At 67.3% G+C, this 20,176-nt stretch carries 22 protein-coding genes and 1 pseudogene; 16 read left to right on the top strand and 7 right to left on the bottom strand.

Going from position 1 to position 20,176, the window contains the following annotated elements; genetic code table 11:
* Positions 1–28: 28 nt before the first annotated feature.
* On the top strand, positions 29–211 hold the full coding sequence (gene nrdD / locus IB268_RS10850; protein WP_054456820.1) for an anaerobic ribonucleoside-triphosphate reductase: 183 nt from the start codon (positions 29–31) through the stop codon (positions 209–211).
* Complete coding sequence (locus tag IB268_RS10845; protein ID WP_175180837.1) at positions 177–989, top strand: anaerobic ribonucleoside-triphosphate reductase activating protein; 813 nt, start codon at positions 177–179, stop codon at positions 987–989. The genes nrdD and IB268_RS10845 overlap by 35 nt, the downstream gene beginning before the upstream one ends.
* Here IB268_RS10845 and IB268_RS10840 read toward each other — a convergent pair.
* On the bottom strand, positions 980–2,398 hold the full coding sequence (locus IB268_RS10840) for a PLP-dependent aminotransferase family protein (RefSeq protein ID WP_192327545.1): 1,419 nt from the start codon (positions 2,396–2,398) through the stop codon (positions 980–982). The two genes, IB268_RS10845 and IB268_RS10840, sit on opposite strands and share 10 nt — an antisense overlap.
* Positions 2,399–2,529: 131 nt before the next feature.
* Here IB268_RS10840 and IB268_RS10835 point away from each other — a divergent pair, with 131 nt between their 5' ends.
* The 6 genes from IB268_RS10835 (at position 2,530) to IB268_RS10810 (ending at position 10,456) form a co-directional block, all read left to right on the top strand.
* Entirely contained in the window at positions 2,530–3,819 is a 1,290-nt protein-coding gene (locus IB268_RS10835) for a hydroxymethylglutaryl-CoA reductase, degradative (protein ID WP_192354459.1), read from the top strand.
* A 121-nt stretch (positions 3,820–3,940) separates the two neighbouring features.
* The gene (locus tag IB268_RS10830; protein ID WP_054456818.1) at positions 3,941–4,426 is read left to right on the top strand and encodes a hypothetical protein; all 486 of its coding nucleotides are present in this window, start codon (positions 3,941–3,943) and stop codon (positions 4,424–4,426) included.
* Positions 4,423–5,811: a tripartite tricarboxylate transporter permease gene (locus tag IB268_RS10825; RefSeq protein WP_119451124.1), complete on the top strand. Its 1,389-nt coding sequence runs from the start codon at positions 4,423–4,425 to the stop codon at positions 5,809–5,811. Before IB268_RS10830 ends, IB268_RS10825 begins: the two co-directional genes overlap by 4 nt.
* 185 nt (positions 5,812–5,996) lie before the next feature.
* Positions 5,997–7,154: a nitronate monooxygenase family protein gene (locus IB268_RS10820; protein ID WP_054456816.1), complete on the top strand. Its 1,158-nt coding sequence runs from the start codon at positions 5,997–5,999 to the stop codon at positions 7,152–7,154.
* Positions 7,155–7,235: 81 nt separating this feature from the next.
* Positions 7,236–7,886 (top strand): TetR/AcrR family transcriptional regulator, encoded by a 651-nt coding sequence (locus tag IB268_RS10815; protein ID WP_192354216.1) that lies wholly within the window; start codon positions 7,236–7,238, stop codon positions 7,884–7,886.
* Positions 7,883–10,456, top strand: coding sequence for a PEP/pyruvate-binding domain-containing protein (locus tag IB268_RS10810; RefSeq protein WP_192354215.1), 2,574 nt, complete (start codon positions 7,883–7,885; stop codon positions 10,454–10,456). The genes IB268_RS10815 and IB268_RS10810 overlap by 4 nt, the downstream gene beginning before the upstream one ends.
* Positions 10,457–10,463: 7 nt before the next feature.
* Here IB268_RS10810 and IB268_RS10805 read toward each other — a convergent pair whose 3' ends face one another.
* Together IB268_RS10805 and IB268_RS10800 are read right to left on the bottom strand one after the other, a co-directional pair.
* Positions 10,464–11,936, bottom strand: coding sequence for a HAMP domain-containing sensor histidine kinase (locus IB268_RS10805; RefSeq protein WP_119451121.1), 1,473 nt, complete (start codon positions 11,934–11,936; stop codon positions 10,464–10,466).
* Positions 11,933–12,661 carry a response regulator transcription factor gene (locus IB268_RS10800; RefSeq protein WP_054456812.1) on the bottom strand — a complete coding sequence of 243 codons (729 nt, stop codon included), beginning with the start codon at positions 12,659–12,661 and terminating at the stop codon, positions 11,933–11,935. Before IB268_RS10800 ends, IB268_RS10805 begins: the two co-directional genes overlap by 4 nt.
* Before the next feature lie 149 nt (positions 12,662–12,810).
* On the opposite strand from IB268_RS10800, the gene IB268_RS10795 reads away from it, so the two are divergent.
* From IB268_RS10795 to msrA, 5 genes are read left to right on the top strand one after another with little or no spacing between them, the layout of a single operon-like run.
* Positions 12,811–13,440, top strand: a complete 630-nt coding sequence (locus IB268_RS10795) for a cytochrome b/b6 domain-containing protein (RefSeq protein ID WP_175164558.1) — start codon at positions 12,811–12,813, stop codon at positions 13,438–13,440.
* Positions 13,441–13,450: 10 nt separating this feature from the next.
* Positions 13,451–14,242, top strand: coding sequence for a molybdopterin-binding protein (locus IB268_RS10790; RefSeq protein WP_119451119.1), 792 nt, complete (start codon positions 13,451–13,453; stop codon positions 14,240–14,242).
* A 42-nt stretch (positions 14,243–14,284) separates the two neighbouring features.
* Positions 14,285–14,614, top strand: a complete 330-nt coding sequence (locus tag IB268_RS10785) for a pentapeptide MXKDX repeat protein (RefSeq protein ID WP_119451118.1) — start codon at positions 14,285–14,287, stop codon at positions 14,612–14,614.
* A 35-nt stretch (positions 14,615–14,649) separates the two neighbouring features.
* Entirely contained in the window at positions 14,650–15,150 is a 501-nt protein-coding gene (gene msrB, locus IB268_RS10780; protein ID WP_192354214.1) for a peptide-methionine (R)-S-oxide reductase MsrB, read from the top strand.
* A 31-nt stretch (positions 15,151–15,181) separates the two neighbouring features.
* A complete protein-coding gene (gene msrA, locus IB268_RS10775) occupies positions 15,182–15,874 on the top strand; it encodes a peptide-methionine (S)-S-oxide reductase MsrA (RefSeq protein WP_175163738.1) in 693 nt (230 codons plus the stop codon).
* Positions 15,875–15,949: 75 nt separating this feature from the next.
* Here the strand turns inward: msrA and IB268_RS10770 are convergent, their stop codons facing one another.
* On the bottom strand, positions 15,950–16,120 hold the full coding sequence (locus IB268_RS10770) for a hypothetical protein (RefSeq protein ID WP_175163740.1): 171 nt from the start codon (positions 16,118–16,120) through the stop codon (positions 15,950–15,952).
* 274 nt (positions 16,121–16,394) lie between these two features.
* Positions 16,395–16,550 (bottom strand): annotated as a pseudogene (locus IB268_RS10765) (nitrilase-related carbon-nitrogen hydrolase); the annotation flags it as partial.
* 184 nt (positions 16,551–16,734) lie between these two features.
* Between IB268_RS10765 and IB268_RS10760 the strand changes: the two are divergent.
* Positions 16,735–17,742, top strand: a complete 1,008-nt coding sequence (locus tag IB268_RS10760) for a LysR family transcriptional regulator (RefSeq protein WP_175180831.1) — start codon at positions 16,735–16,737, stop codon at positions 17,740–17,742.
* Here IB268_RS10760 and IB268_RS10755 read toward each other — a convergent pair.
* On the bottom strand, positions 17,623–18,357 hold the full coding sequence (locus IB268_RS10755; RefSeq protein WP_175163744.1) for an SDR family oxidoreductase: 735 nt from the start codon (positions 18,355–18,357) through the stop codon (positions 17,623–17,625). The two genes, IB268_RS10760 and IB268_RS10755, sit on opposite strands and share 120 nt — an antisense overlap.
* A 133-nt stretch (positions 18,358–18,490) precedes the next feature.
* Between IB268_RS10755 and IB268_RS10750 the strand changes: the two genes are divergently transcribed.
* Positions 18,491–18,724, top strand: coding sequence for a hypothetical protein (locus IB268_RS10750; protein WP_192354213.1), 234 nt, complete (start codon positions 18,491–18,493; stop codon positions 18,722–18,724).
* Complete coding sequence (locus IB268_RS10745) at positions 18,721–19,221, top strand: hypothetical protein (RefSeq protein WP_054456804.1); 501 nt, start codon at positions 18,721–18,723, stop codon at positions 19,219–19,221. Before IB268_RS10750 ends, IB268_RS10745 begins: the two co-directional genes overlap by 4 nt.
* 26 nt (positions 19,222–19,247) lie before the next feature.
* On the opposite strand, the gene IB268_RS10740 is transcribed toward IB268_RS10745, so the two are convergent.
* On the bottom strand, positions 19,248–20,114 hold the full coding sequence (locus tag IB268_RS10740; protein WP_119451188.1) for an AraC family transcriptional regulator: 867 nt from the start codon (positions 20,112–20,114) through the stop codon (positions 19,248–19,250).
* Positions 20,115–20,176: the final 62 nt, after the last annotated feature.

Here is a 20,176-nt window from a genome sequence, read left to right as displayed (position 1 = left end):
CCCGGCATCCACTCCATAAGGAACCGCCATGCAAACCTTGATCGCTCCCGAAGTCACCACCGCTCCCGCCGCGCAATTGGACGACAGCCAGCGCGTGCGCTGCGAGATCTGGACCCGCGTCATGGGCTACCACCGCCCCGTCACTTCCTTCAACACCGGCAAACAGGGCGAATTCAATGAACGCCGCTTCTTCGTCGAACGCCGCGCCTGAGGGCGCCACGCGAGCCGCCGCGTCAGCCACGGGCTGCGGCCCGGGCACGCGGCGGCTGACGGCGCGCCCGGCCTACCCGGCCGCGCCGCAACCGGTGGCCCAGCCCTTGCCCCGGCATTCGCATGCCGTCGGCGGGCTGGTGCCGTTTTCCACCGTGGACTGGCCCGGGCAACTGGCGGCGGTCGTATTCATTTCGGGCTGCCCCTGGCGCTGCCACTATTGCCATAACGTCGAGCTCCAGACCCGCGCCGCCCGCTACGACTGGCGCGAGGTCCGCGCCTTCCTGGAGACGCGCAAGGGCCTGCTCGACGCCATTGTTTTCTCCGGCGGCGAGCCTTTGAGCGAACCGCGCCTGCCGCAGATGATCCGCGACGTCAGGCGCATGGGCTACCGCGTCGGCATGCATACCGCCGGCATCTATCCGCTACGCCTGGCCGACGTGCTGCGCCATCTGGACTGGATCGGCCTGGACATCAAGGCCGACGCCCAGGGCTATGACGACATCACCGGCCGCCGCGATTCCCAGCGCCCCGCGCTGGCCTGCCTGACGCAACTGCTGGCGGCCGACATCGACTTCGAGTGCCGCATCACCTGGCACCCGGACTGGCTGGACGAGACCCGGCTGCTGACCCTGGCCCGCGAGCTGGCGCGTCGCGGCGTGCGCCGCTTTGCCGTGCAAGGCGCGCGCCGCTCGCCCGATGCGCCGCCGGTACGCGCGCTAAGCTCGCCGGCCCTGGCGCTGCTGATGCAATGGTTCGAGGAGTTCGCCTATCGCTGAGCCAGGTGCTGCCGCATGGTGGCCAGAAAACGAGGCGATCCCACCGCGCCCACGTTGCAGCGGGACCACGGCGACACCGCCGTGGGATCCACGCTGAACACGCGTCCCGGCGCCATGGTGACCTTCTCGGGTATCAAATCGGCCGCCAGCTTGAGGGAGTCCTCTACACCCGGAAAGGTCGACCACAGGTACAGCGAACTGGTCGGCCGGGTGTATACCCCGGCGCCGAGCGCGTCCAGCACCTGCAAGGCATGGCCGGTCGCCGCCTCCAGCCGCTGGCGCAGCCTGACCAGATGCCGTTCGTAGTGCCCTTCGCGCAGCATCACGTCCACCATGCGTTCGCAATACTCTGAGCTGCTGACATGCACCAGCGCCTTCAGGTCGGCCAGATCGCTGGCCAGGGCCGCGTTGCATGCGATAAAGCCCACCCGCAGCGCAGCCGAAAAGGACTTTGAAAAACTGCCTATGTAGATCGTGCGTTCCAGCTGATCCAGCGCCGACAGGCGCACGGCCGAGGTGGGCTTGAAATCGGCCAGCGGATCGTTCTCTACCACCGTCAGGTTGTAGCGTTCGGATAGTTGCAGGACCCTGTAGGCCTTGGCGAGCGAGATGTCCGAGCCAGTGGGGTTGTGCGCCAGCGACTGGGTGAAGAACAGGCGCGGCTTTTCGCGTTGCAACAGCGCTTCCAGTGCAGCCACGTCGGGACCGTCCGCCAGGCGCGGCACGCCCAGCATGCGCGCGCCGGCCAGCTTCAGTTTGCCGAACAGAGGGTAGTAGCCGGGGTTGTCCACCAGCACGGCGGCGCCCGGCGGCACGAAATAGCGGATCACCAGATCCATGGCTTCGTTCGCCCCCTGTGTCAGCACCAATTGCGGCGGCGCCGCGTTGATGCCCACGTCGCCCAGTTTGCGCACCAGGCTCTCGCGTAGCGGCGCATAGCCGAAGCGGCTGCCGTATCGGAACAAGGCGCCCAACCCGGTGCGCACCACCTTCTGGTGATAGCGGTCCATGCGCATGTCCGCCAGCCATTCCACGGGCGGAAAGCCGTCCCCCACGGCCACGGCGTCGGGCTGGGTCTTGAGCTGTTCGCGCATCAGCCACACGATGTCCATGGCGCGGCTCAACTGCCCCGGCTCTTCTTCCGCAGCCTGGCGCGCGAACTTCGTCTCCAGCACGAAAAAGCCCGAGCCCCGCCGCGGTTCCACCAAGCCTTGCGCCACCAGCATTTCAAACGCCACCACCACCGTGTTCTTCGCATAGCGATGCAACTGCGCCAGTTCGCGCAGGGACGGCAGCTTGTCGCCCGGCCGGTAGAGGCCATCGGCAATCTGCTGGCCGATCAACTTGGCCAGGCTTTCGGCGATGGGCGCGGCGCGCTGGGGCCTGCCGCCGGTGTGTGCTGCTTCCACGCGCGTATTCCTGTTGGCTGGACTATCAGAATTGGTGCAGTGCAATGGTACTGTTTGCCAAAACTGTACCTCTCAATAGCGGTACAGTTTACCTAGAATCAGGCCACTTGATTCTTATACGGAGACACCTCATCGTGGCCGATTCACGCCTGCCCAACTTCCGCGCCCTGACCCCCGCGCAACGCCTGACAGCCATCGCCGACGCCGCCGCGCTCACGCCCGCGGAGCGCGCGCTGCTTGCCCAACCGGGCGCGCTTGGTCTGGACCGCGCCGACGGCATGATCGAGAACGTCATCGGTTCGTTCGAGCTGCCGCTGGGCGTAGCCGGCAATTTCCAGGTCAATGGCCGCGACGTGCTGGTGCCCATGGCGGTCGAAGAGCCCTCGGTGGTGGCGGCCGCATCCTACATGGCCAAGCTGGCGCGCGAATGCGGCGGCTTCGAAACCTCCAGTACCCGCCCGCTGATGCGCGCGCAGGTGCAGGTGCTGGGACTGGGCGACCCGCAAGGGGCGCGCCTGGCGTTGCTGCGCGAGCGCGAACGCATCGTCACGCTGGCCAACAGCCGCGACAAGGTGCTGATCGAGCTGGGCGGCGGCTGCCAGGACATCGAGGTCCATGTATTCCCCGACACGCCGCGCGGTCCCATGATCGTGATGCATCTGATCGTGGATGTGCGCGACGCCATGGGCGCCAATACGGTCAATACCATGGCCGAGGCCGTGGCGCCGCTGGTCGAACAAATCACCGGCGGCTCGGTGCGGCTGCGCATCCTGTCCAACCTGGCGGACCTGCGCCTGGCCCGCGCCCGCGTGCGTCTCACGCCGCAAGTCCTGGACACCAAAGAGCGCAGCGGCGCTGAGATCATCGAGGGCGTGCTGGACGCCTACACCTTCGCCGCCGTCGATCCCTACCGCGCCGCCACGCACAACAAGGGCATCATGAACGGCATCGACCCCGTCATCGTTGCCACCGGCAACGATTGGCGCGCGGTCGAAGCCGGCGCCCACGCCTATGCCAGCCGCTCGGGACGCTACACCTCGCTGACGCAATGGGAGAAAGACAATTCGGGCGCGCTGGTCGGCACGATAGAAATGCCGATGCCGGTGGGCCTGGTGGGCGGCGCGACCAGGACGCATCCGCTGGCGCAGGTGGCGCTGAAGATCATGGACCTGCGCTCCGCCCAGGAATTGGGCGAAATCGCCGTGGCTGTGGGCCTGGCGCAGAACCTGGGTGCGCTGCGCGCACTGGCCACCGAAGGCATACAGCGCGGCCATATGGCCTTGCACGCCCGCAATATCGCGCTGGTGGCTGGCGCGACGGGCGCGGAGATCGACGCGGTCGCCAAGCGCATGGCGGCGGAAAAAGACGTCCGCACCGACCGCGCGCTGGCCTTGCTGGAGGAACTGCGCAACCCGCGATGAGTTTGTCCCGCAAGGTCAGGCGGCTTTGCATGCAGCGACAGGCGCCCCTCGCGGGCCCTGGACAACGACAGAGGCGGCGCACGGACTCCCCGGATGCCGCCCGACCACAGAGGAGAGAGACATGAAACCAAGCACCCCGGCGCCCTCCTGGCGCCTGGCGGAAGTCTGGAGCGACACGGTGGACCTGCGCCAGTTGGCCTGGGCCATCGGCCTCGGCATCGTCATCAGCGTGGCGGGCTTCTACGCCGCCAGCCGCTGGCTGCGCGGCATCGTGGCATCGCCCGAACTTGCGCACGCCTACGCCATGCTGGCCGGCCTGGCCGGCTGCGTGCTGGCGGGCGTGATCTGCGCCCGGCTGTTTCCGCCCAAGCGCGAAGTCATCGAACACAGCGCCGCCCATGATCCTGCCTGGCGCGCCGAAGTCCTGGCTGAACTGGCCGAGCAACCGGGCGGCCTGGGCTCCCTGGCGGACCTGCCTGAACCCACCAAGCGCGAACTGAAGGAACTGGGTCTGTACGAACTGTTCGCCGAAGCCGCCGCCCAACCCGCGCAACCGCAACCCGCCGCGGCAGCGCAGGCCGGCCCAAGCAAGGAGGCGCTGGCATGAGCGACCCCATCCTGCTTGAACAAATCATGGTGGCCGCCGCGATGGGGCTTTTGGGCGCGGTGGTGTTCGCGGCCATCGGCCTGGTGTCCGGCACCGACGAAACCACCACGCTGGCGCCGCTGACCCTGCTGGTGGTACTGCTGGGCGTGCCGCCCGCTGGCGTATTCACTTTCTTCCTGGCCGGCGCGGTCGCCAAACACATGACGCACGCAGTGCCCACGGCCCTGCTCGGCATCCCGGGCGATACGCTGGCCACGCCGCTGCTGCAGGACGCGAACATGCTGCGCAAGCTGGGCGTGCCGCACATCGCTCTGCGCAAGATGGTGTCCGGCGCCATCGTCGCGGCCTTCGTGGCCGTGCCCCTGGCCGTGCTGTTCGCGGTGCTGCTGGCTCCGTTCGGCGCCGCCATCACCAAGTCCGCGCCCTGGATCTTCCTGGCCGCCGCGGTGCTGATCGCCTATTTCTCGGCCGGACGCTGGGCCGCCGTGGCGCTGCTGGTGCCCTTCGTGGTGGTCATCATCGCGCTGCAAAGCCTCACGGCCAAGTACGGCGTCAAGCTGAGCATCAGTTACTTCCTGGGCATCGCCATCGGCCCGTTGATCGCGGATCTGTTCACGGTGATCTCGCCCCAGGGCCGCTCGCGCATGATGCGCGACAAGGTGCGCACGTTCTCGCTGGCGCCCGACGTCAAGGGCTGGTCGGGCTATTTTCCCAACCCGCTGAAGGTCATGGACCGCACGCAGACGCGCTGGACCCTGGCCACGGCCGCGATCTCCAGCGCCACTTTCGTGTTCAGCCCCGTGGCCATGACCGTGGTGCTGGGGGAACTGGTCGGATCGCGCATCAAGCATGCCTACCACCGCCTGACGACGGTGCTGAGCGCGCGCAACGGCGTGACCGAGGCGACCTACATCGCCGAGGCGCTGATCCCGCTGATCGCCTTCGGCCTGCCGCTAAGCCCGGTTGCCGCCGGCCCGGCCGCGCCGCTCTTCAACGCGCCGCCGCGCTTCACGGTGGATGCCGCCTCGGGCCAGACCCACAACCTGCACAATCTGCTCAACCACTGGGAATTCCTGGGTTACGGCATGCTGGCGGTGCTGCTGGCCGCGGTCGTCTCCTATCCGTTCGCGATGAATTTCGCACGCCGCGCCGCGCTCTTCGTGTCGCGCAAGGTCAGCCATGAAGCCATCATCGCCACCTTCGTCGGCCTGATCATCGTCATCAGCATCTGGGAAGGCCAGTTCCTCGGCCTGCTGGTGATCCTGACCATGGGCTTGATCGGCGGCCTGCTGTCGCGCCTGTTCGGCTTCAATACGGGCGTGCAGTTCATGGGCTATTACACCGCCGTGCTGTCGGTGCCGGCAATCGTCAAGCTGCTAGGCTAATGGCCCCCACGCCGCGCCCCTGCGGGGCTAGCTGCCCCCCGAGGGGGCTGGCCCACCTTGGGGCGGCCCAGCGGTGGGCCTGCGCCTAAGCCGGGCCCTCCATTGTTCGCCGCTTGATCCTGCGCAAGGCGACGCGAACTCCCTTGCTCTAGCCTCTTTCCACTTGAAAAGAGGAAAGACTCATCATGACGTGGTTCAAATCACTCACCCTCGCCGGACGCGAATTGCTGCCCATTGTCCAGGGCGGCATGGGCGTCGGCGTATCCGCCCATCGCCTGGCCGGCGCGGTCGCCAGCCAGAACGCCATGGGCACCATCGCCAGTGTGGATTTGCGCCACCACCATCCCGACCTGCTGGAAAAAACCGAACGCTGCCATGATCGCGACGTCATCGACAGCGCCAACCAGGTCGCGCTGGACCGCGAGGTACGCGCCGCGCTGGACACCGCGCAAGGCCGCGGCCTGGTGGCCGTGAACGTCATGAAGGCGGTGCGCGACCATCCCGCCCTGGTGCGCCAGGCCTGCGAAAGCGGCGCCCACGCCATCGTGATGGGCGCGGGCCTGCCGCTGGACCTGCCCGAGATGACGGCCGACTACCCGAAGGTAGCGCTGGTGCCCATTCTGTCCGAGGCGCGCGGCGTGGCGGTGGTGCTGAAGAAATGGATGAAAAAGGGCCGCATGGCCGATGCCGTGGTGATCGAACACCCTGGCTACGCCGGCGGCCATCTGGGCGCGGCCCGGCTGGATGACGTGCACAGCGAGCGCTTCGACTTCCAGCATGTGCTGGCCGATTGCCACAAGCTGTTCCAGGAACTGGCGCTGGGTTCGGATGCGCCCCGCCTGATCGTGGCGGGCGGCGTGGGCAGCCACGAGCAGGTGCGCCATTGGCTGGCCAACGGCGCCGACGGCGTGCAGGTCGGCACGGCCTTTGCCGTCACCAGCGAAGGCGACGCGCATGAGAACTTCAAGCGGGTGCTGATTGACGCCGATCCGGACAAGCTGGCCGAATTCACCAGCGTGGCCGGCCTGCCCGCCCGCGCCGTGGAAACGCCCTGGCTGACGCGCTATCTGCGGCAGGAAAAGACCCTGCAAGCCAACACCCGCTGCGATGCGCGCCGCTGCAGCCAGCGCATGGACTGCCTGACGCAATGCGGATTGCGCGACGGCCTGGCGCGCTTCGGACAATTCTGCATCGACCTGAAGCTGGCGGCCGCCATGCGCGGCGAGGTCAGCCGCGGCCTGTTCTTCCGCGGCGCGTCCAAGCTGCCGTTCGGCAGCGCCATGCGTTCGGTGCGTGAATTGATGGACTATCTGCTGCACGGCGAGATGCCCGCCTCCGCCTGAGCCAGGTCGCCCCAGACGCGGGGGCTTCCCAAAATAATTGAACGACGTACAATATTATTCGTCGTTCAATTATTTCCGCCCATGGATACCTCCGCCCTATCCCCATCAGAATCCGCCGCACCCGAAGCCGGGCGCCGCGAACGCAAGCGCTTGCAGACCCTGGACCACCTGGCGCAAACCGCCTGGCGCCTGTTCGAGACCCTGGGCTATGACGTGGTCACCATGGAACAGATCGCCGCGCAGGCGGATGTTTCCAAGGGCACGCTGTACAACCATTTTCCCGTCAAGGAAGCCCTGCTTGCGCACCGCTTCCATGGCGAACTGGCGGCAAGCCAGCGGGAACTGCAGCCCGCGCTGCGCGCCCTGCCCACCCTCGCACAGCGCCTGACGCGGATACTGCATGCTTCGGCACATTGGTCCGAATCGCATCGGACCTATCTGGGGCCGTACTTGCGCTACCGGCTATCCACGCTGCAGCCCGGCGCGCGCGACGACGGCCGCTACCCACGCAGCGGCATGCAGGCGCTGTACACCGCGCTGATCGAAGAGGCGCAGGCGGCAGGCCAGGCGCGGACCGATCTGGATGCCGGACAACTGGCCCATCAGCTGCAATTTCTGTACCTGGGCGCGATGCTGCGCTGGCTGGACCAGCCCCGCAGCAGCCTGAAGGCAGAGTTCGATGCCGCCATCAGCCTCTTCGTGCGCGGCGTGACGCCCGAGGCGGCGGCATGAGCGCCGCCGCGCTGGACTGGGCCGCCGCCGCCCTGGCCGGCCCGCAGGCGGCCGGCGGCAAGGGCTGGCAGCTGGGCCGCATGTCGCAACTGGGCGTGCCGGTGCCCGACGGCTTCGTGCTGCCGGCAGCGTTGAGCCTGGCTCGCGAACCGGGCCAGGCATTGCCGCACGCTGTCGCCCAGGCGCTGCGCGATGAACTGGCCGCGCGCGGCTGGCTCGAACGGCCGCTGGCCTTGCGCTCGTCCGCGCCACAGGAAGATTCCGCGGGCGCCTCGTTCGCGGGGATCCATCTTTCCTGCCTGAACGTGCGCGGCGCGGATGCGGCGATCGACGCGGTCCGGCAGGTCTGGGATTCGCAATGGACGCCGCAGGCCTGCGCCTACCGGCAGAAGCTCGGCTTGAACCCGGCCGGAATGGCCGTGGTCGTCATGCCGCTGATCGACGCGGTCGCCTCGGGCATCGCTTTCACCCTCGATCCCGTGTCGGGGCGGCATGACGAGATGGTCATCCACGCCAACTGGGGCTTGGGCGAGTCGCTGGTCGACGGCGCGGCGCAAGGCGACGAGTACCGCCTGCGCGAGGACTATCTGCGCCAGGCTTGGCCGCTGGCCGGCCGGCGCATCGGCGCCAAGCGCCACGCCAGCCAGGCCGCGGAAGGCGCCGGCACCTTGCTTGCTCCGACGCCGGCCGCGCGCGCTGCCCAGGCCGTGCTGAGCGACGCGCAGGCCGAAACCCTGGGCGATATCGTGCGCGACGCGGCGCGCGCGCTGGACTATGCCGGCGGCGGCTACGACATCGAATGGGTCTGGGATGGGCGGCGCTTCTGGATCGTGCAGGCCCGTCCCATCACCGCGGCGGCGCGCCACACCTATCCGGCGCTGCGCGCGCAGCCAGCCTATTGGTCGCGCGGCAACACCCGCGAAGTGCTGCCGCTGGCCATGTCGGCGCTGGAATGGGATACGGGGCGCGTCATGGCGCAGCGCATGCTGACCACGGGCTTTGAACTGAGCGGCTATTCCACCCTGCCGGGCGTGCGGCTGGCGGCGCTGTTCCAGGGCCGGGTCTATCTGGACGCCTCGGTCATCCAATGGCTGGGTTACGACGCGCTGGGCGTGCCGCCGAAAGCCATGAACGCGCTGCTGGGCGGTCCCCAGCCCGAAATCGCAGTGACGCCCCTGACGCTGGCGCAACGCCTGCGGCATGGCGCGCGCATCCTGCGCTACCTGCGCCGCGCAGCCCCCTTGCGCAAGCAGGCGGAACAGGACCTGCCGCGCCTGTTCGCCCGCGCCCAGGCCTGGCTGGACGAGCCCGCGCCCGCGTCCAACGCCGCGCTGGGCGCGCGCCTGCGGGAACAGTTCCACACGGTGCTGGCGGCGGATCAATTGTTCTTCCTGCAGGGCTCGGGCGGCGGCGCGCTGCACAAGCTGCTGGAACTGGTGGAGAAAGCCTGCCCGGGCGAAGGCCATGCGCTCACGGCCGCGTTGATGGCTGGCGGCGAACCCAGCGTGACCGCGGCGCAAAGCTATGCCCTCATGGCGTTGGCCAAACTGGCCGCCGGCGACGCAAGCGTGATGGAGTGGCTGCGCGATCCCCAGCGCGACAGCGCCGGCTGGCAGCGCGCCTTGCCGGATGGAGCTCCCTTCAAGCAAGCCTTCGCGGACTTCCTGCGCCAATACGGCCATCGCGCCGTTTATGAAACCTATCTGCGCAACCCGCGCTGGCGCGAGGACCCCGGCTATCTGCTGGACAGCGTGCTGCAGTTGACCGACGCCGACCCTGCGGCGCTGCGCGCCCGGCAGGACAGCGCCGCAAGCCAGGCCCGGTTGCGCCTGCGCGCGGCGCTACCTTTCTGGCAGCGCCCGCTGATCGCCCGTCTGCTGGCCGCTGCCCGCATCGAGGGCAGGCAGCGCGAGGCCGCGCGCAGCGTACTGGTGGCCTATCTTGCCGCCGCGCGCCAGAACGCCTTGGCGCTGGGGCGTCGCTACGTCCACGCCGACGGCCTGGCCGCCGCGGACGACATCTTCCACCTGAATGCGGCCGAACTCTTCGCCCTGGCCGACGCCAGGCTGACGCCCGCCGCCGCGGGCCGCCGCGCCGCCCTGCGCCGCGCTCAATTGGAGTCCTGGGCCGCGACCCCCGATCAGGACGTCATCGCCGAAGATGCCGCAGGCGCCGCCACGGACATGCCGCCCCCTGCGCCTGCCGATGCCGGCGCCGCCGGATCCTGGCGCGGCACGCCTGCCGCGGGCGGCCATGCGCGGGCCGGCGCTTTCGTCGCCCGCTCGCCCTCCGAAGGACTGGCCATGCCGGCCGGCGGCATCCTGGTCGCCGCGTCCACCGACCCGGCCTGGACGCCGCTGTTCCTGCGGGCCGGGGCCCTGGTCATGGAGGCGGGTGGCTACCTGTCGCACGGCGCCATCGTGGCGCGCGAGTTCGGCATACCGGCTATCGTCAATGTGCAAGGCATCATGCGGCAGGTCGCCACCGGCGACGTCCTGGAAGTGGACGCGTCGCGCGGCACGGTGCGGCGGCTGGCAGCCGCTTCCAGCCTGGGCGCATCCGACTCGTAGAAGCCCGCTAGCGCGCCGCGGCCAGGTCGAACTGGAACACCGCGCCCGATCCGGCGCGGTCCACAAGCCTGATCTCGCTGTGGTGCAGCTGCAGGATGCGCTGCACGATCACCAGCCCCAGCCCGCCGCCGTCGCCAGGGCCTCGATTCAAGGCGCTGGCCCGCGTGAAAAGTCCCGCGCGCAGCGCCTGCGGAATGCCCTCGCCCGTGTCGCTGACCTGCACCTGCACCAGGTCATGCGCGCTGCCCAGCCGCAGTTCGATCAGGCCGCCGGGCGGGCTGTGGCGGATGGCGTTGTCCAGCAGGTTGGTCAGCACGCGTTCGATCAGCCCAAGGTCCGCGCGCACCGGCGGCAGTTCGCGCGGGATGTCGGTGGTCAGGCGTTGCTGGCGCGCCTCGGCCGCCAGCTCGAACTTCTGGATCACGTCCTGCACCAATTCCGGCAACGAAAAGGTCTCGGGTTCCAGCCGCACCAGCCCGGACTCCAACCGCGCCAGTTCGAAGAGTTCCTGCGCCAGGCGGCCGACCTTGCGGCTCTGGGCCAGCGCAATGTCCAGGTAGCGGCGGCGCTCGTCCGGGTCCAGCGTCTGGTCCTTCAACCTCAGGGTTTCCAGATAGCCGTGCAGCGAGGTCAGCGGCGTGCGCAGATCGTGCGAGATGTTGGCGACCAGGTCGCGCCGCTGCTGGTCCTGCCGGGTGAGTTCGCGCCATTGGTCGGATATGCGCTTGCCCATCTGCACGAAGCTGCGCCGCAGCACCGCGATCTCGTCGCCATTGCGCTCCGAGGCGTCGCCCGGACGCTCCAGCGCGGCCAGGGCCTGCCCGTCGTCGCCGTCGAAGGCGCGCACCGCCCGCGTCAGCCCGCGCAGCGGCCGCGTGATCAAGGCGAACGCCGCCAGGCCAGCCACCAGGCCCAGCAGCGCGACCAGCGCGATCGACCACAAGGTCGTGCGCAGCACGGAGCTGCGCGACACGGCCATCGCCAGCGCGTCGTGCGCCTGCCCCTGCAACACCACGTAGACGTAGCCCTTGTCCTGCCCGCCCACGCGCACCGGCGCGGCGCTGAAGACTTTCTGCGCGTCCAGGCTGCGCGGGTCGTCGCCGGTGATGGGCAGCATCTCGCCGGCCAACAGGCGCTTGACCGGCCCCAGGTCGACACGCTCGCGCTTGATCTGGCCGGCGGGCGCGGCATCGCCCACGATGTGGCCGTCGTTGGACAGCAAGTAGACCTCGACCGCCGGATTCACCGCCATCAGCATGTCGAACAGCGAGCGCACCGCAGCGGGCTTCCAGCCGTTGGTGTCCATCAATTCGTTGGCGCCGGCGATATGCTGCGCCAGTCCGCTGGACAGGCGCTGGACCACCTCCTGCTCGTAGCGGGAATTGGCCGCGATCTGCAGCCAGGCCGAGGCGCCGCAGCTGGCGAGCAACAGCAACGCAAACACGGCGGACAGCCGTTGGGTGAGCGTGAACCGCTTCATGATGCGCCTCCCGCGCCGCCCGGCCCCGCGGCGAATTTATAGCCCTTGCCCCAGACCGTCAGAATGCGCTGCGGATCCGACGGGTCCGCTTCGATCTTCACCCGCAGCCGGTTGATGTGGGTATTGACCGTGTGTTCATAGCCTTCGTGCTGGTAGCCCCATACCTGGTTCAGCAGATCCATGCGCGAAAAAACCTTGTCCGGGTGCCGCGCGAAGAAATGCAGCAGATCGAACTCGCGCGGGGTCAGGTCCAGCCGGCGGCCGTCGACCTCGGCCGTGCGCGCCACCGGGTCGATGGCCACGCCGTGCAGGGCCAGGCTGCCGGCGTCGATGCGCGCGTTGCGCTCAAGCGCGTCGCTGCGGCGCAGGAGCGCCCGCACCCGCGCCACCAGTTCCAGCATCGAGAACGGCTTGGCCAGGTAGTCGTCCGCGCCCAGTTCCAGGCCCAGGATGCGGTGCACTTCGCTGGAGCGCGCGCTGGTGATGATGATGGGCGTATAGCGCGCCATGGCGCGGGCGCGCTTGCAGATTTCAAGGCCATCGATGCCGGGCAACATCAGGTCCAGCACCAGGGCGTCCCAGCCGCCTTCCTCCAGCCTGCGCATGCCTTCGTTGCCGTCGGCGGCATGCTCGACCGCGTAGCCTTCGTCCCGCAGATGCAGGCGCAGCAGTTCGGCGATGTGGGCGTCGTCTTCGACGATGAGTACGCGTCGGGGCGTGTCCATGGGCAGCAAACTCTAAAGGGGCTATGCGCCTATTGTCGCCAATCCGCGCCGCCGAGTTATCACAATTAATTTAAGTTTGCGTGAGGACTTCGGTATCGGCCCCGGGGAAGAATGGCTCCAACGACAACAAGCCCCCCCGGAGTCCCGCCATGCTGGCCCCTCCCGCAAGCCACGACGTTCCGGCCCCGCCGGCCAATGTACCCATCCATCCCGGCTGGCTGCGCGCCATGCACTGGCTCAACGCCCTGGCCGTGGTGGTCATGGTAATGAGCGGCTGGCGCATCTACAACGCCTCGCCCTTGTTCGACTTCGTGTTTCCACGGGAGATCACGCTGGGCGGCTGGCTGGGCGGCGCCCTGCAATGGCATTTCGCCGGCATGTGGCTGCTGTTCTTCAACGGCATCCTGTACCTGGCCATGAATCTGGCCACCGGCCGCCTCTGGCGCAAGTTCTTCCCCTTGAGCATCCGCGGCATTGCCGCCGACCTGGGCGCGGCGCTGCGCGGCAAGCTCGCCCACGCCGATCCGCGCCGCTACAACCAGGTGCAGCGGCTGGCTTATCTGTTCGTGATGCTCGACATCGCGGTGCTGGTGCTGTCCGGGCTGGTGCTGTGGAAGTCGGTGCAGTTCGAACTGCTGCGCGAACTGATGGGCGGATACGAGACCGCGCGCCGCGTGCACTTCATTGCCATGGCCTTGCTGACGGCGTTCGTGGCGGTCCACCTGGTGATGGTTGCATTGGTGCCGCGCAGCCTGATCGCCATGATCCGCGGCAAATAAGGAGCCATCCGTGAACAAGCACAAGCGCCCCTCCCTGCCCGGCCTGGACGGCCCGGCCATCCTCAAGGAAGCCGGCAGGATCCTGGAAAAGCGGGTCGAACAGCCCTCGCGCCGCGCCTTCCTGCGCAGCAGCCTGACCCTGGGCGGACTGGCCATGCTGTCGGGCTGCTCGCTGTCGGACGACGAAAGCGTAGAGAAAGCGCTGACCGCGGTTTCGCGCTTCAACGACCGGGTGCAGGGCTGGATCTTCGACCCCGACCAGTTGGCGCCGACCTATCCCGAATCGATGATCACGCGGCCCTTCCCCTTCAATGCCTACTACGGCATTGACGAGGTGCGGCATGTGGACGAGGAATCGTTCCGCCTGGAAGTCAGCGGACTGGTCGCAGACAAGCGCCGCTGGCGGCTGGAGGAACTGCGCGCCATGGCGCAGATCGACCAGGTGACGCGGCACATCTGCGTCGAAGGCTGGAGCGCCATCGGCAAATGGGGCGGTGTGCCGTTCTCCGCCTTCCTCAAGCGCGTGGGCGCGGACCTAAGCGCCAGGTACGTGGGCTTCAAGTGCGCCGACGACTACTACACCAGCATCGACATGCCCACCGCATTGCACCCCCAGACCATCCTGGCGCTGACCTATGACGGCCAGACGCTGCCACCAGAGTACGGCTTCCCCATGAAGCTGCGCATGCCTACCAAGCTTGGCTACAAGAACCCCAAGCACATACAGGCAATTTTCGTCACCAACACCTACCCGGGCGGTTACTGGGAGGACCAGGGCTACAACTGGTTCGGCGGCAGCTAGGTGGAATCTTTCACGCTTTCACTCTCCATAAAGGAACGCATCATGAAGAAAATCGCTACCACCGCCGCGCTGTCCCTGTGCCTGGCTTTCGGCGCCGCGGCAGTCCATGCCGCCGACAGCATGAGCAAGGACGCCATGGGCGGCGGCTCGATGGCCAAGGATGGAATGGCCAAGAGCGGGATGTCCAAGGATTCCATGTCCAAGGACGGCATGTCGAAGGAAGGCATGTCCAAGGATTCGATGTCCAAGAACAGCATGTCGAAGGACTCGATGTCCAAGGATGGCATGTCAAAGGATGGCATGTCCAAGGATTCGATGTCCAAGGACGGCATGTCGAAAGGCGGCATGTCCAAGGATGGCATGAAGCAATAGCGCCCACCCGGCCCGCCCCTGATCCGGAGCATGTCATGAAACTAGACCGCAGGCATTTCCTGGGCCTGGGCAGCGCGGCGGCCATCGCCGCCGGCCTGGCCCCGGTCCTGGCGGCGCGCGGCGGCCCGGCCGCCGCCGCCCAGGCCTTCCCCTACACGCTAAGCGACGCGCAATGGCGCGAACGGCTCACGCGCGAACAATACGAAGTGCTGCGCCGCGAAGGCACCGAGCGTCCCTACTCCAGCCCGCTGGACAAGGAGTATCGCAAAGGCGCCTACGCCTGCGCCGGCTGCGCCCATCCGCTGTTCTCTTCTTCCACCAAGTTCGACAGCGGCACCGGCTGGCCCAGCTTCTGGCAGCCGCTGGACGGCGCCGTGGGCGAAACCAAGGACCGCAGCTTCGGCATGACGCGCGTCGCCGTGCATTGCGTCAATTGCGGCGGCCATCTGGGTCACGTCTTCGACGACGGCCCGCGTCCGACCGGGCTACGCTACTGCATGAATGGCGTGGCCCTGGCGTTCACCCCGCAGGCCTGAACTCCGGCCGCCCCATCCATCAGGAGACATCATGTCCGCCATCCACCTGCCCCGCAAACTTTGCGCCGCGCTGGCCGTCGCCTGCGGCCTGCTGGGCGCCGCCTCGGCCAGCGCCGCGGAAACCGCCTTCATCATTCCGCCCCCGGCCATGGACCAGCCCGCGGCCGCCGCACCGCAAAAAGCCGTCATCGCCGGCGGCTGCTTCTGGGGCGTGCAAGCCGTGTTCCAGCACGTCAAGGGGGTCAGCTCCGCCGTCTCCGGCTACGCCGGCGGCCAGGCGTCCACCGCCAATTACGACACCGTCAGCGGCGGGCGCAGCGGCCACGCCGAAGCGGTCGAGATCACCTACGACCCCGCCCAGGTCAGCTACGGCCAGCTGCTGCAGATCTATTTCTCGGTGGCCCACGATCCCACCCAGCTCAACCGCCAGGGTCCGGACAGCGGTACCCAATACCGTTCAACGGTCTTTCCTGCGGACGACGGCCAGCGCAAAGTGGCCGAAGCCTACATCGCGCAGCTGAACAAGACAGGTGTGTACCCCAAGGCGCTTGCCACGACGATAGAACCGCTGAAAGCCTTCTATCCTGCCGAGGACTACCACCAGGACTATCTCGTGCGCCATCCGTACAGCATGTACATCATGGTCAACGACGTGCCCAAGGTCGAAAACCTGGCCAAGACGTTTCCGCAGCAGTATCGGGACAAGCCTGTGCTGGTGAACTGAAGACGATAAATGGAGCCGGCCGCGCTGAATAAAGTCGGCCGCGCTCTAAACCCTTGCGTAGCAACGAAGGCTCGCTTACGGAGCCTTTATCTCCTTCTTTTCCGCTTTCTCCTTTTTTTCTCCATCGTAATGGGACTTGATGGCGAGAAACATGCCCGTGCCCAACACCAGAAGCTTGAACGTACCGAAGACTACAGGGACCCAAAAATTCATCATTTCCTCAAAACGCTGCTTCAGCAGCTTCATTTACGACTCGCGGGCCAGGCAACGACAAACGACCTCAGCGCCGCCGAGCGCTATCAGCAGGTACCGCAAATAGGAACCGGAGATTTTTCCCCATGCCTTCCTCTGACGCTTGCTTAAAAATGGCAACGCAAAAAGAGGTTGGAAATGGGCAGAGCGAGCGCCATACGCCCTGCAAACAATCGGAGTTTACCGTCGAACTTCATGCAATTTGCTGCACCGGAAACTGCTACGTATCCGCGACCGTATCAGTTCGGCCACGGCGGCTCATGCCTGTCCCGTACATCGCCATGCGCAGTAGCGGCATGTAGTTTTCCCAGCAGATCACGGCACCCAATTTTCCGCGGGGTGTATCGAACACGGGCATGGTGGAGCCGTCGCCATAGCCCCAGATCAACCGTTCCACGAAGGTCGGCATCAATTTGCGTTGCTTGCTGCGCCAGCCGAGCCCAGCACCAGCGCATGCGGTTCGATGCCTTCGGGGTGTCATGCCTGCCCGTTGCCTGAACTGGCCAAGGGCGCCCGCTATGCCTGAACCGCCCGTCTTGGACCGGAAGTACACTCGGCAGCAGACAGCCACCTGCACACAGGCCCACCCGGCACAACCGCGTACCCACATGTTCCAACTACGACAGCTGAAGATCTTCGTCGCGGCGATGGAAACGTTGAGCTTCACGAAAGCCGCCAAACAGGTGCATCTGTCGCAACCCAGCGTTACGGAACAGATACGGGCGCTGGAAGAGAGCGTCGGCCAGGCGCTCTTCATCCGCCAGAACAATCGCCTGCAACCCACCCCGGCCGCAGAGAGACTGGCCATTCGAGCACGCGAATTGCTTGCCCGGGCCGATGACGCCTTCCGGGAAGTTCGCGACAACGTCGACGATTCAGGAGGCACGATCCGGGTCGCCGCGCCGCAGACCTTGTGCACCAGTGTGCTGGTTCCGCAACTGTTGCGCTTTGCCGGCATGCACCCCGGAACGCAGGTTGCAGTTCAAGAAAGAAACTCCCTGGCGACGGCTCAGGCGGTGCTCGATGGGACGGCCGACCTCGGTCTGGTGCACGGATGGCCGGCAAGCGACGCCAAGCTCCGGGCGCAAGCCATTGCGCGGGACATGCCGGTGGTCGTAATGCCCCCTGGGCATCCGCTATCCGAGGCTGTAGACATCAAGGCCGACGCGCTTGCCGCATTCCCGCTGGTCGTCACGATGGACGGCTGCCGATACCGGGAATACCTGGAGGCCGTGTTGCAGGAAGCCCCGGTGCAGCCGCGTATCCGCGGTGTCGCCGACAGCGTACCGGCCTTGATACAGATGGTGTCCGCGGGCCTCGGGGTATCGATCCTGCCGCGGATGGCCATGGATCCCGCAGCGACAACGGCTTGCGTCCGGTGGCGGCCGTTGTCGACCGCGGGAGCAGGTCTTCCCATCTGCCTGCTCACCCTGCACCGGACGCCTACGCGCCAGGTGGCCGCCTTCATCGAGATGATCCGCCTCGCGGCGACTGGCTCAGACCAGCCGATGGCCGCCATCGACATGAAGCACGGTGCCGGTGGTGTAGCCATTGCCGATCAGGAAGCCGATGGCATCGGCGATATCGCTGCCGGCGCCGACCCGGCCCACCGGTAGCCGCTCGGCCATCGATGCCAAAAGCGGTCCGCTGTCGGCGCCGGCTACGTCATTCCAGATGGGCGTATCCACCCAGCCCGGCGATACGGCATTGATCCGCAGCGGCGCAAGCTCGACCGCCATGGCGCGCACGACACCCTCCAACGCGGCATTGATCGCCGCCACGGCGATGCCCTTCGGCCGGGGCCGGTAGGCGGCAATGCCCGACGTCAGGGTGATGGAACCGTGCGCCGGCATGCGCGGGGCGCCATGTTTGGCCAGCAGGATGGGCGCGACGACCTTGGAGCGGATGGCTCGGTCCAGCGCGTCCAGCGAGAGTTGCGGCAGTAGCTCGTAGGCGCCGCGTATGTCGGCAGCCGTGCAGACCAGATGATCCACCGGGCCTGATTCTTCAAACAGCCGCTGCACTTGCGCTTCACTCGTCACATCCGCCTGGTGCAGGCGAGGCGCGCCAAACGCGCGCAACTGCTCGCGCGCCGCGTCGAGCTTGTCGCGGGACCTGCCCACGATCAGTACCTCGCAGTGCATGCCCAGCAATCGCTCGCTGACGGCCAACCCCATGCCCGAGCTACCGCCGACCACCACCACCCGTTGTCCTGCAAGACCATTGTCCATGCTCATTTCCTTGAAACACGTGTTTGGAGCAGGCGATGGTGGCGCTACGAAGTGCCGGGCGCCAGCAGGAATGTCCGATCGGGGTATCGGCTTGCCCGATGCGGGCGTGTCCAGGTTCCGGCGCTTTGCGTGAATGACGAAAACGGAAAAGCAATGCTGCATCTGCGCCATCGGCCGCGGCGCGACGCTGGGCGGTATCATGCTGGCCAAGACCGGCGTTGCCGGCACCCTATTGTCGGCAGGCGGAATTGCCGCCATCGCGATGGCGTTCGCGCTGCGGCAACGGTTTCCGGCAACAGCCGGAAGCTGCGATGCCCGCCAATCGCGGGCCTGCCGGCAAACGAGTCCAGGAGAAGTACAGCAGTGAACGATACCCACATACCGGAAACGGAAACCCCCGAAGACCGCAAAGAACAGCTGCCCACGCTGTGGCGCGACGATGGCTGGACCGCCAGGATCATCAAGAACGAGGAAGACGACGGCTGGGCCGTGGAAATGACCATGGACGGCGAGGCCGAGCCGGCCCTGGTCGGTCCATGGACCATGGGCCGCGACAAGAAAAACCCCAAGCCGCTCGACTCCCCGGCCTTCATCACTCTGGTCAAGACCGCCCGGGAAGTCCTGCGCCGCCACGAGCAGCAACTGCACGCGACGCTACACAAAAGCGTGAAGATCGACGCCGCCGCCGGCCGCCTGACCGTCAAGCTGGACATCGTTCCCGACGAAGACGAGCCGTATGCCGTGTTGAGCGCCTACGACGAATCCGGCGAACAACTGGCCCAGACCCATGTCGCGCCGACCTACAAGCTGAGCGTGCAGCGCGCCTCGGAGTGGGCCAGCGGCGGCTTCGGCAAGCACGGCTGACCTGAAACCCCGGCCTCGGCCGCGCCTTAGCGCCGCGCGCGGACCTGCCCCGGCGGCACGCCGAAGCGGCGCCGGAATGCGGTGGCGAAGTTGGCTGCGCTGCCGTAGCCGGCGATGCAAGCCGCTTGCGCGACGCTGATGCCATCGCGCTCCAGCGCCAACCGCGCGCGCGACAGCCTGCCCTCGCGCAGGTATTGCGCCACCGTGGTGCCCCACATGGCGCGAAAGTGCCGCTGCAGCGTGTTCACGCTGACGCACGCCCGCGCGGCAATTTCCGCCAGCGGCAAGGCATCGGCGCCGCCCTGATCTATCCATTCCCGCAACGCGGCCATGCGGCGGCGGTCGCGCGGGCTGAGCGGCGCGGCCTCCTCGGCGGCCGTGCCGTGCGCATGCGCCAGCGCCTCGACCACGATGTCGAGCGCGCGCGACTTCTGGTACAGGCGCCACAAAGGCGGCGGCAGCACGGGCGGACGCAACATCTGCTGCGCGGCGGCCACGGCCTGGTCCGATGCCTTCCAGGTCTGCAACGCCAGATGGCGCTGCGCGAACGCGCGCAGCGCCAGTCCCTCTTCGCCGGGAAGATGCCGATCCAGCCATTGCGGCTGCAAGGTCAGCATCACCGTGCGCTCGATATGGCCACGGCATGACTCGCGCAGGAAGGCGTCCGGCCGCAGCGCGGAAAGCATCACCCCTTGCACGCTACCATCGGCGCCGGGCCCCAGGGTGAGCCTGTGTTCCCCCAGCGTCACGTTCACGCGGCCGCCGACCACCAGGGCCAGGTGCAGGCCTGGCCGCACCGCCGCACGCATGCGCGCACCTTGCAGATCGCGCGCGTCCAGCCGCCACAACACCATGCCCGGGTCCAGTTCGGCCAGGTCAGACCAGCCTTCCATGACGGTCTGCGCGCGCGCAGGGACCACAGGCGCCATCCCGTAATGGACGACCCGATGTGCTG

The sequence above is a fragment of the Achromobacter sp. ACM01 genome (assembly GCF_014851745.1).
Taxonomy (GTDB): Bacteria; Pseudomonadota; Gammaproteobacteria; order Burkholderiales; family Burkholderiaceae_B; genus Achromobacter; species Achromobacter aegrifaciens.
Note: the sequence above shows the minus strand (reverse complement) of the source record. Positions and strands in the feature narration are given on the sequence as shown.